The sequence below is a fragment of the Microbacterium sp. NPDC076895 genome, assembly GCF_040687115.1.
Taxonomy (GTDB): Bacteria; Actinomycetota; Actinomycetes; order Actinomycetales; family Microbacteriaceae; genus Microbacterium.
In genome coordinates this window covers 1-13805 of sequence record NZ_JBFBMQ010000009.1, presented here as the reverse complement: position 1 = coordinate 13805, position 13805 = coordinate 1, and the positions used below count along the sequence as shown (strand labels likewise).

The 13805-nt window shown below is 69.0% G+C and carries 12 protein-coding genes and 1 riboswitch; of the genes, 5 read left to right on the top strand and 7 right to left on the bottom strand.

Features of this window, described 5'->3' with window-relative positions; genetic code table 11:
- Positions 1–73: 73 nt before the first annotated feature.
- A complete protein-coding gene (locus AB0O89_RS09280) occupies positions 74–283 on the bottom strand; it encodes a hypothetical protein (protein WP_363496673.1) in 210 nt (69 codons plus the stop codon).
- A gap of 44 nt (positions 284–327) precedes the next feature.
- On the opposite strand from AB0O89_RS09280, the gene AB0O89_RS09275 reads away from it, so the two are divergent.
- The gene (locus AB0O89_RS09275; protein WP_363496670.1) at positions 328–972 is read left to right on the top strand and encodes a DUF2461 domain-containing protein; all 645 of its coding nucleotides are present in this window, start codon (positions 328–330) and stop codon (positions 970–972) included.
- Positions 973–979: 7 nt separating this feature from the next.
- Here the strand turns inward: AB0O89_RS09275 and AB0O89_RS09270 are convergent, their stop codons facing one another.
- Genes AB0O89_RS09270 through AB0O89_RS09245 form a run of 6 tightly spaced genes read right to left on the bottom strand, consistent with a single transcriptional unit; the run spans position 980 to position 7562 of the window.
- Positions 980–1870 carry a glycosyltransferase family 2 protein gene (locus tag AB0O89_RS09270; RefSeq protein ID WP_363496667.1) on the bottom strand — a complete coding sequence of 297 codons (891 nt, stop codon included), beginning with the start codon at positions 1868–1870 and terminating at the stop codon, positions 980–982.
- Positions 1867–3009, bottom strand: coding sequence for a cysteine desulfurase family protein (locus tag AB0O89_RS09265; RefSeq protein WP_363496664.1), 1143 nt, complete (start codon positions 3007–3009; stop codon positions 1867–1869). Before AB0O89_RS09265 ends, AB0O89_RS09270 begins: the two co-directional genes overlap by 4 nt.
- Positions 3006–3875: a carboxylating nicotinate-nucleotide diphosphorylase gene (nadC, locus tag AB0O89_RS09260; RefSeq protein ID WP_363496661.1), complete on the bottom strand. Its 870-nt coding sequence runs from the start codon at positions 3873–3875 to the stop codon at positions 3006–3008. Before nadC ends, AB0O89_RS09265 begins: the two co-directional genes overlap by 4 nt.
- Positions 3875–5434 (bottom strand): L-aspartate oxidase, encoded by a 1560-nt coding sequence (nadB, locus tag AB0O89_RS09255; protein WP_363496658.1) that lies wholly within the window; start codon positions 5432–5434, stop codon positions 3875–3877. Before nadB ends, nadC begins: the two co-directional genes overlap by 1 nt.
- Positions 5431–6780 carry a quinolinate synthase NadA gene (nadA, locus tag AB0O89_RS09250; protein WP_363496655.1) on the bottom strand — a complete coding sequence of 450 codons (1350 nt, stop codon included), beginning with the start codon at positions 6778–6780 and terminating at the stop codon, positions 5431–5433. The genes nadB and nadA overlap by 4 nt, the downstream gene beginning before the upstream one ends.
- Entirely contained in the window at positions 6777–7562 is a 786-nt protein-coding gene (locus AB0O89_RS09245; RefSeq protein ID WP_363496652.1) for an NUDIX domain-containing protein, read from the bottom strand. The genes nadA and AB0O89_RS09245 overlap by 4 nt, the downstream gene beginning before the upstream one ends.
- Positions 7563–7675: 113 nt before the next feature.
- On the opposite strand from AB0O89_RS09245, the gene AB0O89_RS09240 reads away from it, so the two are divergent.
- The 4 genes from AB0O89_RS09240 to gcvP all read left to right on the top strand — a co-directional run bounded on the left by AB0O89_RS09240 (position 7676) and on the right by gcvP (position 13709).
- Entirely contained in the window at positions 7676–8860 is a 1185-nt protein-coding gene (locus AB0O89_RS09240) for a MarP family serine protease (protein WP_363496649.1), read from the top strand.
- Positions 8861–8925: 65 nt separating this feature from the next.
- Positions 8926–9017, top strand: a riboswitch (glycine riboswitch).
- A 164-nt stretch (positions 9018–9181) separates the two neighbouring features.
- Entirely contained in the window at positions 9182–10417 is a 1236-nt protein-coding gene (locus tag AB0O89_RS09235; protein WP_363496646.1) for a glycine cleavage system aminomethyltransferase GcvT, read from the top strand.
- The gene (gene gcvH, locus AB0O89_RS09230; RefSeq protein WP_363496643.1) at positions 10414–10797 is read left to right on the top strand and encodes a glycine cleavage system protein GcvH; all 384 of its coding nucleotides are present in this window, start codon (positions 10414–10416) and stop codon (positions 10795–10797) included. Before AB0O89_RS09235 ends, gcvH begins: the two co-directional genes overlap by 4 nt.
- Positions 10794–13709 carry an aminomethyl-transferring glycine dehydrogenase gene (gene gcvP, locus AB0O89_RS09225; RefSeq protein ID WP_363496640.1) on the top strand — a complete coding sequence of 972 codons (2916 nt, stop codon included), beginning with the start codon at positions 10794–10796 and terminating at the stop codon, positions 13707–13709. The genes gcvH and gcvP overlap by 4 nt, the downstream gene beginning before the upstream one ends.
- The last annotated feature ends 96 nt before the right edge of the window (positions 13710–13805 follow it).

Here is a 13805-nt window from a genome sequence, read left to right as displayed (position 1 = left end):
GTTCACGATAACGGCGGGAACCGACATTCGATTCCCGCTGAGCGGAAGAAACTCGTCCTGGTCGGAGCCGGACTCAGTCGTCGAGCGTCTCTTCGTCCACCGACTTGTCCCGCTGCTCGGACCCGATCGCATTGGTCGGGTGCGGCGTGGGCTCCCGGTCGAGCAGGTCGGCCGGGGCGGGGGAGATCAGCTGCTCCTCGGGGATCGACTTCAGCTCGTCGATCTCCTTGCGAAGCGCGTCCAGGTCTTCGTGTCCAGTGCCGGCGCCGTCGTTCGCAGTCATGGTCACAGCCTACCGGTGTCACCGCCCGGGGTTATGCTCCAGGCGTGAGCTTCGACGGCCTGAATCCTGATGCCCTGGCCTTCTTCGATGAGTTGGCGGTCAACAACACCAAGGAGTGGTGGCAGAGCCAGAAGTCGCGCTTCGCCGAGAACGTCGCCGGTCCGTTCGAGGCCTTGGCTGAGGAACTCGAACCGGAGTTCGGCACTGTGAAGATCTTCCGCCCGTATCGTGACGTGCGCTTCAGCGCCGACAAGTCGCCCTACAAGCTCCAGATCGGCCTCGTCACTCGCGCTTCAGCCGCGCACTACCTGCAGCTGTCGGCATCCGGGCTGCTGATCGGCGGCGGGATGTACCAGCCCTCGCCCTCACAGCTGGCGGCGTTCCGGTCGCTTGTCGATGATGCCAGGACGGCGCCCGATCTCGAGGCCACCCTCGCCGAGGTTCGCGCTGGGGGCTTCGAGCCGATGCGCGACGACGAGCTGCGCACCGCGCCTCGGGGATTCTCTGTCGATCACCCGCGCATCGATCTGCTGCGGCTTCGCCACCTGGCCATTGGGCGAGAAGAGCAACCTGACGGCTGGATGTGGACGCCGGACGCTCTGGATGAGATCCGTGCGGCCTGGCACGTCGTGTCGGTGTGGTGCGACTGGTTGCACGCAAACATCGCGACAGACCCCGAGGCCCGCTGACGGTACCTCAGCTCAACCGGTCCTCGAGCCTCGCCTCGAAGGTATTCAGCGCTTTGCGATAGCGAGGGTCGGGGTGGCTGTCGGCGATCGTGCGCAAACGTGGCACGTCCATGTCACGGATGAGGCTGATGCGGGCGCGGAGCGCTTCCTCGTGGCCGGCTAGCACGTCGAGTCCTTCTGCCATCGCGTCGAGGCAATCGTGTAGCACGGCAAGCTCGGCCTCACGCTGGGTGATCGACGATCCGTCGGGCCGCATCCGCCACCGCACGACGCCGTCGGGGATCGTGTCGAAGGTGGATGCCGACACCAGCATCCGCTGCGCAACGACCTGATCCTCGTAGAGCCGACCCTCGGGAAAGCGGAGGTCATCCCACACCCGCGCCCGGCTCACCTTCGCCCACGCGACGATGCTGCCCGTCGCCGCCGGGTGCTCGTCCAGCGTCACCCGATGCCGCTCGGGTGCTGTTGCAGCGGCAACCCACGGCTGTATCGGCCCGTCGAGGTACGAGCCGTCGGGCTGGGGCCGCAGCCGTGTGTAGGCTCCGATGACGAAGTCACTTCCGGTGTGTTCCAGCGTGCCGATCATGCGCTCGAGCGCTGACGGTGTGAACTCGTCGTCAGCGTCAAGGAACCCCACGAAGGGCGTCGTGACAAGATCCAGTCCGGCGTTCCTCGCCGCCCCCAGTCCCCGCGCGCGGGGCAGCCTCAGGGCCCGGAACCGTTCATCGCGGACGGCTGCGCGCTCGAAGAGCTCACCGGTCTCATCGGCCGAGCCGTCATCGATGAGAATCGCACGCCAGTCGCCGCGGGTCTGGTTTCGAAGGGAATCGAGCGCTGCCGGCACGTACGGTGCGACATCCAGACCCGGAACGATGACGGTGATCGCCGGGTCGGTCATACCCCGGATCCTACGGCGGCAACAGCTGCCTCGATGGCCTCGACGATTGGCGCGACCGAGCCGGCGGCGTGGTGTCCGAGCGTGACGCGCACCGCGGTGCGGGCTTCGTCCGGTGCGACACCCAGAGCGAGCAGCACGTGCGAGGCCTCCTCGCTCCCGGCTGCGCAGGCCGAGCCGCTCGATGTGACCATTCCCCGCCGCTCGAGCTCGAGCAGCACGGTCTCGCCGTTCACCCCCGCGAACGTGAAACTCGCCGTCCCGGGAAGCCGGTACTCCGGATGCCCGGTGAGCCGCGCGATCGGCACCCGATCGAGCACTCCCGCGATCAGGTCGTCGCGCAGGGCAGCCACGCGCTCGGCAGCGTCGCTGCGCTCTGCATCCGCGAGTTCGAGTGCGCGCGCGAGGCCCACAGCTCCGGCGACGTTCTCGGTGCCGCTGCGCCGCTCCCGCTCCTGCCCCCCGCCGTGCAGCACGGGTTCCAGGGGGATGCGGGATCGGATGCCGAGCACACCGATGCCCTTGGGTGCACCGATCTTGTGGCCGGCGATCGAGAGCGCGTCGGCACCGAGGCCGGCCAGGGGCAGCCATCCGGCCGCCTGGACGGCATCCAGGTGTAGGGGCACGTGCCCGCCGACGGCAGTGAGCAGACCCGCGACATCCTGAACCGTGCCGATCTCATTGTTGGCGTAGCCGACGCTGACGATCGCGGTGTCGTCACGGATGGCCGCTGCCACGGCATCCGGATCAACCCGGCCGGTGGCGTCGACCGGCACGAGGGTCGCTTCGAATCCGTGGATGCGCGTCAGGTAGTCGACAGAGGCAAGCACCGACTCGTGCTCGATCGGGGTGGTCACCACGTGCCGGGCGCCCCGCCGCTGCTGCGCTGCTATCCCGACGCCCTTGATCGCGAGGTTGTTCGCCTCGGTTGCCCCCGACGTGAAGATCACGTCCGTGGTCCGCAGGCCGAGGACAGCGGCGACCCGCGCCCGGGCATCGGCCAGGGCGCGAGCTGCCTGCTCGCCGATGGTGTGGTGGCTCGACGGGTTGCCGTAGTGCGACGTGAGGTACGGGGTCATCGCCTCCAGCACCTCCCGACGCACCGGCGTGGTTGCGGCGTTGTCGAGGTAGCTGACGCTCACGACCCGCCGGTGCCCGACTCGATCTGGATGTCCAGGCCCAGGTCGATCGCGGGGGCCGAGTGCGTCAAGGCTCCGACCGAGACCACGTCGACACCGGTCGCAGCGATCGCCCCGACGGTGTCGAGGGAGACGCCGCCGGATGCCTCGACGACGGCCCGGCCCGCGATCAGCTCGACTCCCGCCCGAAGCTCGTCGAGCGAGAAGTTGTCGAGCATGATGATGTCGACCCCTGCCGCGAGCACCGCGGGAATCTGATCGACACGGTCGACCTCCACCTCGACGCGCATGGTGTGGGGAACGCTTGTGATCCCCGCGCGGAGAGCCTCCGTGGGGGACACTCCCGAAGCTGCCAGGACAGCGAGGTGATTGTCTTTGACCATCACGGCGTCCGAGAGGGAATGCCGATGATTGTGGCCTCCGCCGCTACGCACCGCGTGGCGCTCGAACGCGCGCAGCCCCGGGGTCGTCTTGCGGGTGTCGGCAATCCGTGCGCCGGTTCCCGCGACCGCCTCGACATAGTGCGAGGTAGAGGTGGCGATTCCCGACATCCGCTGGGCGAAGTTGAGTCCGACGCGCTCGGCGGTGAGAACGCCGCGGGCGGGACCCTCGACGGTGGCGAGCACGTCGCCTGCCGAGAACGTCTCACCGTCGGCTCGGTGCACAGTCACGGCTATTGCGGCATCCGTCAGCGCGAAAGCTGCGGCGAACACCTCTCCGCCGCTGAAGGTTCCGTCCTCCCTCGCGACGAGCTCGGCGCGGGCGCGGGCGGATGCCGGGACGAAGGCCTCCGCTGTCACGTCGCCCCACGGTGCGTCTTCGGCGAGGGCCGCAGCTACCACCCGGTCGATCTCGGCGCGGGTCAGCATCAGCGCACCGCCGCCAGCTCGGCGTCGCGGCGGAAGTGGGCACCGGCCGAAGACTTCCGAGCACGCGCAGCCGCCGCGACCTGCTCGGCGACAAGCAACAGATTCTCGTCTTCGTACTCGCGCTCGGTCCGCGGAGAGCGCTCCTGCGCTCGCCAGGTGTCGATGACGCTGGCGGCGCGGGCGAGCCCCTCCTCGTCTCGCACCAGCGACGCGTTCTCCCACATGAGGTCCTGAAGCGCGGCGCGCGAGAAGGCCGGCGAGGGGACCGCCAGACTTCCGGTCACGCCCACGGACGGAGCGGGGTTGATGTCGTCGCGTGCTTGCGCGGGCCATAGGCCGGATGCGACATCCGTCGCGATAGCATCCCCGGCGCGGGCGCCGAAGACCGCTCCCTCCAGGAGCGAGTTCGATGCGAGACGGTTCGCCCCGTGGACGCCGGTGCGGGCGGCCTCGCCGACGGCGTAGAGCCCGGGACGCGAGGAGCGCCCCTCGAGGTCGGTGACGATGCCACCCATGAGGTAGTGGGCGGCAGGCGTCACCGGCACGGGAACGCGTGCCCAATCGAGGCCCCGCTCACGCATCGCGGCGTCGATCGTTGGGAAGCGTTTCCTCAGCCACGCGGCGCGGGCATCGGCATCCGTCGCGGGGATGGCCGTGGCATCCAGCAGCACGGGGCGTCCGTCCTGCTGCCTCATGACCCGGGCTATCGCGCGGGCGACGACATCCCGCGGCGCGAGCTCACCGTCGGGATGGTCGTCGAACACGAAGCGGTGACCGTCCTCATCGATGAGCGTTGCGCCTTCGCCGCGCACCGCCTCGGAGACGAGGAACGCGTCGCCGGCCGCGAGGACTGTCGGGTGGAACTGCACGAACTCGAGGTCAGCGACAGCGGCTCCCGCCCGAATCGCCGCAGCGATCCCGTCACCGGTCGCTACCGCGGGGTTCGTCGAGTGCGCGAACAGCTCGCCGATGCCCCCCGTTGCCAGAACGACGGCATCGGCGCGCAGCTCGTCGGGCGTCCCCGCGTTTCCGTCACGGGCGTCGCGCAGAATCCGGATGCCGCGCACCCGACCCTCCTCGACGATGAGGTCGACCAGGAACGCGTGCTCGATGACCGTCGCCGCCGTTGCGCGCACGGCGGTGACCAGAGCGCGCTCGATTTCAGTTCCGGTCGCATCGCCTCCCGAGTGCAGGATGCGGGGGTAGGAGTGCGCGGCCTCGAGACCCTTGCGGAACTCACCGTGCTCGTCGCGATCGAACGCGACGCCGAGCGCGACAAGCTCACGGATCCGCTCCGGTCCCTCGGTCGCAAGTACTCGCACCGCTGCCTCATCACCGAGTCCGGCGCCGGCGACCAGGGTGTCGCGGATGTGGTCTTCGACCCGGTCGTCGGGGAACATGACTCCGGCAATCCCGCCCTGCGCGTAGCGCGTGTTGGCGTGCTCCAGCACGTTTTTGGTCACCACCGTTACGAGGCATCCGCCGGCTGCGGCGTGCAGGGCAACGGTGAGGCCCGCAATCCCGCTGCCAACGACGATCACGCGCGGTGCGGATGTCATGACGCCTGCTCCCAGGCTGCAGCGGGGGCTGCCGGGGGCTTAGCTGCCAGCATCCGCTCGAGAGCGACGCGGGCTGGGTCGGCTACGTTGGCCGGAACCGTGATGCGGTTGACGACCTCGCCGGCAACGAGCGACTCCAGCACCCACGCGAGGTAGCCAGGGTGGATGCGATACATCGTCGAGCATGGGCAGACGACGGGATCGAGGCAGAAGATCTCGTGCTGTGGATGCTCGGCCGCGAGGCGCTGCACCAGGTTCACTTCCGTGCCGATAGCGAACGTCGTCGGCTCGGTCGCGGCCTCGATCGCCTTACGGATGTAGTCGGTCGAGCCGGCTTCGTCAGCTGCGTCGACAACCTCCATGGGGCACTCGGGGTGCACGATGACACGGACGCCGGGGTGCTCAGCGCGGGCCTTGTCGATCTGAGCGACCGAGAAGCGGCGGTGCACCGAGCAGAATCCGTGCCACAGGATGACGCGCGCGGCATCCAGAGTCGTGTCGTCGTTGCCGCCCAGGGGCTTGCGGGGGTTCCACATCGGCATCTGCTCGAGCGGCACGCCCATGGCCTTCGCGGTGTTGCGGCCGAGATGCTGGTCGGGGAAGAACAGCACGCGCCGGCCCCGCTCGAAGGCCCACTCCAGCACGGTCCGCGCGTTCGAGGAGGTGCACACGATTCCGTGGTGGCGGCCCACGAACCCCTTGATCGCCGCCGAGGAGTTCATGTAGGTCACCGGGATCACCGGCAGCAGGCCCTCGACATCCGGGGTATCGAGGTCGCCGTAGATGTCGGCGAGCTCCTCCCACGCCTGCTCGACCTCGTCGATCGAAGCCATGTCGGCCATCGAGCATCCGGCCGAGAGGTTGGGCAGGATGACCGCCTGATCGGGTCCGGAGAGCAGGTCTGCGGTCTCAGCCATGAAGTGCACGCCGCAGAACACGATGGCCTCGGCATCCGTGCGTGCTTTCGCGGCGTTGGCGAGTTGGAACGAGTCGCCCACGTAGTCGGCGTGCCGCACGACCTCTTCGCGCTGGTAGAAGTGTCCGAGCACGACGACGCGGTCGCCGAGGGTCTTCTTCGCCGCGATGATCCGGGCGTCCAGCTCGTCTTCTGTGGCCTCGCGGTACTCCCGCGGGAGCTCGCCCTGACGCGGTGCACCGGTCGGGATGACATCGCCCTCGGATGCTCCAGGCCCGTAGCCCGGCACCGTGTCGAAGCTCCACGGTGCCGTCGCCAGGTCGGTGTTGCAGGTCTCGCCCTGCAGCGACCCCGAGACGATGCCGTGGATCTCGTGGTCGACCGACGGATCGATGGGGCGCGGGGCGAGGGCGATGTTGACAGCTGTCATGAGGTGCTCGATTCGGGCGAGGAGGTGCGGATGCCGCCCGGCCGCGCGGCGCTCAGCGGGCCCCGGTCGGCGAGTTCGACATCCTGGTTGTAGCGGTAGAGGCGGGCGGGACGATGGCTGCCGGTGCGGAACCGGTCGGTGGGGATGAGGTTTCCGGAGTTCTCGACCTGGCGTCGGAAGTTCGCGGGATCGAGTCGCCGATCCAGGATCGCCTCGTAGACCTCGCGAAGGTCGGCCAGTGTGAACAGGTCCGAGAGCAGGCCGTGCGCGATGCGGCTGTAGCCGACCTTGTTGCGCAGGCGCCACAGGGCGTACGACACGATCTCGTTGTGATCGAAGGCGAGAGTGCCCGGCGCGTTCGCGTCGAACCAGGCGACGTTCTCGGGAGCATCGCCCGCTGCCTCGTGGGCGGCGCGCTGGGTGTCAACGTCGTCGGCGCGCAGGAGTGCCCAGTAGACGATCGACACGACGCGGGTGGGGGAGCGGTCGACGGCCCCGAACGCGTACAGCTGCTCCAGATAGCTCGGCGTCAGACCCGTCGTTTCGGAGAGGGTGCGGGAGGCCGCGGCATCCAGGCCTTCGCCTGCGTCGAGCCACCCACCGGGCAGTGCCCACAGGCACTCATAGGGTTCGCGGGTTCGACGCACGAGCGGCATCATGAGGCGCCCCGACCCGTCTCCGGGGTCGCGGCGGACCGTGAAAATTACGGTCGACACCGCGACGCGGATGGCATCGGTGGATGCTGCGCGCGGCGTGTCGGGAGCGAGGATGGTTTGTGTCATGGTGACTCTAACTACGGAGTCGATCGTAGAGTCACCATGACCAGAACCGCAACTCGGGCGGGCTGGAAGAAAACCCCCAGGTTGGTCGGCGGATCGGTCGACAGACTGGATCTGTGGTCCTCGGCATCCTCACCGACGTTCTCGTCGTGATCCTGCTGCTCGGCGCGCTCGCGTGGGGAATCGGGAGCGGCGTGCTGGCGATCCTCGGCTCGGCGGTAGGCCTTGCCGTCGGCGGTGTGGCGGTCTGGTGGCTCTTGCCGGTCGTCGCGCCGCTGCTGCCCGAATCGGACTGGCGCGGGCCGGTGCTCATCGCCGGGGTCGTGGTGCTGCTCGTCGGCGGTGCGATAGCTGGGGGCGCGGTCGGCAGTGCCCTCAGGCGCGGAGCCGAAAAACTGCGCCTTCACGTGATCGACCGTCTGCTGGGCGGGGTCGTCGCTGTCGTCGCCACCGCCCTGTCGCTCTCGCTGGTCGCCCAGAGCGCCGCTATCTCAGGTGTGCCGCTGGTCACTGCCGCGACCTCGTCCTCCCGCGTCCTCGCCACGATCGATGCGCTGACGCCGCCACCGGTGAGCGCTGCCCTCGCGCAGCTGCGGCAGACGGTCTTCGTGGACGCCCTGCCCCGGATGGGGACGCTGCTGGATCTTCCCGCCGCGGCACCGACAGCCCCGCCGGTGGCGCTGGATGACCCCGCCCTGAGCGCAGCCGCCCAGTCGGTGGCTCGCATCTCGGGAACCGCATTCTCATGCTCGCGGGGCATGACCGGATCGGGTTTCGTCATCGCCGATGACCGCGTCATCACCAACGCGCACGTCGTGGCCGGGATGGAGCAGATCGTCGTCGAGCTGCCGGGGCGCATCGCGCAGGCGGGCCGCGTCGTCTGGTTCGACCCCAACCAGGATCTCGCCGTCATCGCCGTGGAGACCGAGGATGTTGCGGTACTGCCCGTCGTCGCACCGCTGCGTGCGGGCGATACCGCGGCGGTTGCCGGCTATCCCTATGGCGGCCCGTTCACGCTGGGGCAGGCGTCAGTGCGGTCGGTGGGAACCGCGCAGGTCCCCGACATCTACGACACCGCGACCGTGAGCCGCGAGATCTACGCGCTCGATGCCCGCGTTGCACCGGGGAACTCCGGGGGTCCCGTGCTGACCGCAGGCGGGGAGGCGGCCGGTGTCGTGTTCGCCCGGGCCGATGACGGAACGGATGTCGGGTACGCGGTGACCTCGGATGTGCTCGCCCCGTTGGCTGCGCAAGCTCCCGCTCTGGCCGAGCCGGTCTCGACGGGTTCCTGCACGCCCTGAGGCGCGCCGGCTGGCGGGACCCGGGCGCTGGGATATGCTGGCCGCGCAACTGAAGATCCGGCCACATGACGGGTGCGGGAGAGCCCCGGGTCACACCGGGCACCGAAGGAGCAAGCCTCCCCGCCAATCTCTCAGGTCCGCGTACCGCGCACGTCCGGCCACTCTGGAAAGCGTCATCACCCATGCATCGGGTGGCGGCCGCCGACGGTGAAAGCACAGCATCCGGTTCACTCGGATGCCGCGCGAAACTCTCAGGCCACAGACAGAGGGGGAGTTCACGGGCGCCGAAGGGCGTCCCCCGTCCGACGACCGGGAGAACTCATGTCACACCCCGCACCACCAGATACCGCACAGGCGGCCGCTGAACCGAAACGCTCGCCGCTCCACGATCGACACGTCGCGCTCGGGGCCGCGTTCACAGACTTCGGCGGCTGGCAGATGCCGGTGCGCTACGCATCCGACCTCGCCGAGCACCACGCGGTGCGGCAGGCAGCCGGCCTGTTCGACATCTCACACATGGCCGAGTTCCTGGTCACGGGAGAGCACAGCGGCGCGTTCCTCGACTACGCGCTCTCGGGCGATCACTCGGGCATGCGGGTCGGCAAGGCGAAGTACTCGCTCGTGCTGACCGAAAACGGCGGCATCATCGACGACGTCATCGTCTACCGCATCGCCGACGACCGGTATCTCGTCATCGCCAACGCCGGCAACCGGGATGCCGTTGCCGACGCGTTCGCGCTCCGCGCCGCGCGGGCGCCGGTTGCGGCATCCTTCCTCGCGGAGCCGAGGATCGACCGCGGCGTCACGTCGTTCGCGGTCATCCCGGGCGTCTCCGATACGGCACAGATCGAGGACGTGACCGACCAGTTCGCGCTCGTTGCCGTGCAGGGCCCCGCGGCGCAGGAGATCGTGACGGCAACATCCGGCATCGAAGGCGTTTCGCCCGCGCTCGCGGACCTTGGCTATTACGCCTGGGCTGCCGGATCCTTCGCTGGCGCGCCGCTTTTCATCGCCCGCACCGGCTACACCGGTGAGGACGGTTTCGAACTGCTCGTGCCCCATCGCGCAGCGGGAGCCCTCTGGGACGCCCTGCTGGCCGCGGGAGCGCCGCGCGGCCTCGTACCCGCGGGCCTCGCGGCCCGCGACACCCTGCGGCTCGAAGCCGGCATGCCGCTCTACGGCCACGAGCTCTCGCTCGAGACGGCTCCCGCCCAGGCGGGGCTTGCGCGCAGCGTCGCCGACGGCAAGCCGGATTTCGTGGGGAAGCGGGCTCCACAGGCCTCGGATGCCGACAGCCGCGTGCTCGTCGGACTCGTGTCTGAGGGCCGCCGCGCCGGACGTGCCGGCTACACCGTCGTTGCTCCGTCGGTCGACGGTGCCCCCGTCGTCGGTGAGATCACCTCCGGCGCGCTGAGCCCAACCCTCGGGCATCCGATCGCTCTGGCGTTTGTCGATCCCACTGTTTCCGCGCCCGGCACCGAACTGGCGATCGACGTGCGCGGCACCCTCATTCCTGCATCCGTAACGACCCTGCCCTTTTACCGGAGGACGACATGACCGACCTGACGACCCTGAAGTACACCGCCGAGCACGAGTGGCTGCGCCTGGAGGGCGATGAAGCCGTGATCGGGATCACCGATTACGCCGCCGACAAGCTCGGTGATGTCGTCTTCCTCGAGCTGCCGGGCGTCGGCGACGGCGTGTCAGCCGGCCAGGTCTGCGGCGAGATCGAGTCGACCAAGTCGGTCGGTGAGCTGTTCGCGCCCGTTGACGGTGAGGTCCTCGCCGTCAACCATGAGGCAGTTGATGACCCGTCTGTCGTGAACTCCGACCCGTTCGGTGCGGGCTGGCTCATGAAGCTCAAAGTCACGCCCGCCGACATCGATGCGCTCTTGGACCGTGACGCCTACGTCGCCCTGACCGGCGGCGCTGCATGATCGTCGGATCCTTCGCCGAGCGTCACATCGGAACCGACGCCGCTGCCCAGCGCACCATGCTCGATGCGCTCGGCTACGAGAGCGTCGATGCGCTCGTCGAGGCGGCGGTTCCGGCATCCATTCACGCTGCTCCGCGGGACGGATCGCGCATTCCGCACGCCGCGACCGAGGCGGAGGCGCTCGGGGAGCTGCGGGCGCTCGCCTCGCGCAACCGCGTCTCGCGCTCGCTAATCGGGCTCGGGTACTACGACACAGTCACTCCCGCCGTCATCGCGCGGAATGTCTTCGAGAACCCCTCGTGGTACACCGCCTACACGCCATACCAGCCCGAGATCTCGCAGGGCAGACTCGAGGCGCTGATCACCTTCCAGACGATGGTGACCGATCTCACGGGTATGGCGACCGCTGGCGCCTCGATGCTGGATGAGTCGACAGCCGTGGTCGAAGGGATGCTGCTCGCCCGCCGCGCGTCGAAGAGCGCCTCGAGTGTGTTCCTCGTCGACGCTGATGCGCTCCCGCAGACGATCGCGCTGCTGCGGCACCGGGCCGAAGCTCTCGGGATAGACATCCGGGTCGTGTCCTTCGATGAGCCCGAGGTGCTTCCCGAGGCCTTCGGCGGATTCATCCAGTACCCCGGCGCATCGGGCCGGGTGGGAGATCCGAGCGAGGCGATTGCGGCGATCCACGCTCATGGCGGGCTTGCCGTGGTGGCCGCCGACCTGCTCGCTCTGACGCTGCTGCGCTCGCCCGGCTCGCTCGGCGCCGATGTGGCAGTCGGGACGACGCAGCGCTTCGGGGTGCCGATGGGCTTCGGCGGACCCCACGCCGGATACCTCGCGGTGTGCGCGGGACTCGAACGGCAGCTGCCGGGGCGCCTGGTCGGCGTATCGGTGGATGCCGACGGTCGCCCCGCGTACCGGCTGTCGCTGCAGACGCGCGAGCAGCACATCCGTCGTGAGAAGGCGACGTCCAACATCTGCACCGCGCAGGTGTTGTTGGCCGTCATGGCGGCGATGTATGCCGTGTATCACGGTCCGGAGGGACTGAAGCGGATCGCTCAGGGCGTGCACGCGAAGACCGCCCTGGTCGCCGGATCGCTGCGCGCGCGCGGCGTCGAGGTGCTGACGGAGCACTTCTTCGACACGATCCACGCGCGGGTCGCGGATGCCGATGCCGTCGTCTCGGCCGCGGCGGGGCTCGGCATCCTGCTGCGACGCGTGGATGAGACCACGGTCGGGATTTCGCTCGACGAGGTGAGCGCTGCCGATCCGTCGATCGAGGCGGATCTGCTCGCGGCGTTCGGCGCTGCGGGCGAGATCCGCGCGGTGGAGACACCGGCGGAATCTCCCGAGGGTTCAGCTTTCACTGCGCTGGCCGCAGTGCGCATGTACCCCGACGGGCTGCGGCGCACGGACGCCTACCTCGCCCACGAGGTCTTCCACGCGCACCGGTCCGAGACCGCCATGATGCGGTACCTCAAGACGCTCGCCGACCGCGACTACGCGCTCGATCGCGGCATGATCCCGCTGGGCTCGTGCACGATGAAGCTCAATGCCGCTACCGAGCTGGCGGCGGTCTCGTGGCCCGAGTTCGCGCGGATGCATCCGTTCGCTCCGGCATCCGACGTCGAGGGCTATCTCGAGCTGATCGATCAGCTTGAGACGTGGCTGGCCGAGGTGACCGGCTACGACGCCGTCTCGGTGCAGCCGAATGCCGGATCTCAGGGCGAGCTCGCGGGCCTGCTCGCGATTCGCGGGTACCACCGCTCGCGGGGCGACGAGCAGCGCACCGTGTGCCTCATTCCGTCATCCGCGCACGGCACGAACGCGGCATCCGCTGTGCTCGCCGGGATGCGGGTCGTGGTCGTCGCCTGCGATGAGGCCGGAAATGTCGATCTCGGCGATCTGCAGGCGAAGATCGCCGAGCACGCCGAGACGCTCGCTGCGCTCATGATCACGTATCCCTCAACGCATGGCGTGTACGAGCACGAGGTGCTGGCGATCACCGCGGCGGTGCACGAGGCAGGCGGCCAGGTGTACGTCGACGGCGCGAACCTCAACGCGCTCGTCGGGTACGCGCGCCTCGGTGATCTCGGTGGCGACGTGTCGCACCTGAACCTGCACAAGACCTTCGCGATCCCGCACGGTGGTGGCGGGCCGGGAGTCGGCCCGGTGGCCGCGAAGGCGCACCTCGCGCCGTTCCTGCCCTCGCATCCGATGGCGCAGCGGGATCGGCATCCGTCGCTGGCGGATGCCGAGGGCGCGGTGTTTGCCGGGGGTCCGGTCTCGGGTGCGCCGTATGGGTCGGCATCCATCCTGCCGATCTCGTGGGCGTACGTGCGGATGATGGGCGCCGAGGGCCTCCGTCAGGCGACCGGCAGCGCGGTCTTGGCGGCGAACTACATCGCGGCCCGCCTGCGCGAGCACTACCCGGTGCTCTACGCGGGAGAGAACGGGCTCGTCGCGCACGAGTGCATCCTTGACCTGCGCCCCCTGCGGGAGGCGACCGGGATCACGGTGGATGACGTGGCCAAGCGCCTCATTGACTACGGATTCCACGCGCCGACGATGTCGTTCCCCGTTGCGGGCACGCTCATGGTCGAGCCGACCGAGTCTGAGGATCTCGGTGAGCTCGAGCGGTTCATCGAGGCGATGATCGCGATCAAGGCCGAGGCTGACGCGGTGGCCGCAGGGGAGTGGCCCGCGGGAGACAATCCGCTGGTGAATGCGCCGCATACAGCCGAGGCCATCGCGGTCGGCGACTGGCCGCATCCGTATTCGCGCGAGCGGGCGGTGTATCCGGTTCGTTCCCTGGTGCGCTCGAAGTACTGGCCCCCGGTGCGCCGCATCGACCAGGCCTACGGCGACCGCAACCTCGTCTGCGCCTGCCCGCCCCCCGAGTCCTTCGCCTAGCTGTGATGTCCAGGCAGGTTGTTGAGTCTGCTGAAGGGTGCGGCTCCGATTGCGGAGTGGCGTCTGTGCTGATTGTAGAAGTGCAGCCAGCCGGGG

Coding starts and splice junctions, on each gene's coding strand:
- AB0O89_RS09270 (WP_363496667.1), bottom strand. CDS start 1,870: ATGACCGACCCGGCGATCACCGTCATCGTTCCGGGTCTGGATGTCGCA.
- gcvP (WP_363496640.1), top strand. CDS start 10,794: ATGATCGTCGGATCCTTCGCCGAGCGTCACATCGGAACCGACGCCGCT.
- AB0O89_RS09235 (WP_363496646.1), top strand. CDS start 9,182: ATGTCACACCCCGCACCACCAGATACCGCACAGGCGGCCGCTGAACCG.
- gcvH (WP_363496643.1), top strand. CDS start 10,414: ATGACCGACCTGACGACCCTGAAGTACACCGCCGAGCACGAGTGGCTG.
- AB0O89_RS09280 (WP_363496673.1), bottom strand. CDS start 283: ATGACTGCGAACGACGGCGCCGGCACTGGACACGAAGACCTGGACGCG.
- nadB (WP_363496658.1), bottom strand. CDS start 5,434: ATGACATCCGCACCGCGCGTGATCGTCGTTGGCAGCGGGATTGCGGGC.
- nadA (WP_363496655.1), bottom strand. CDS start 6,780: ATGACAGCTGTCAACATCGCCCTCGCCCCGCGCCCCATCGATCCGTCG.
- nadC (WP_363496661.1), bottom strand. CDS start 3,875: ATGCTGACCCGCGCCGAGATCGACCGGGTGGTAGCTGCGGCCCTCGCC.
- AB0O89_RS09245 (WP_363496652.1), bottom strand. CDS start 7,562: ATGACACAAACCATCCTCGCTCCCGACACGCCGCGCGCAGCATCCACC.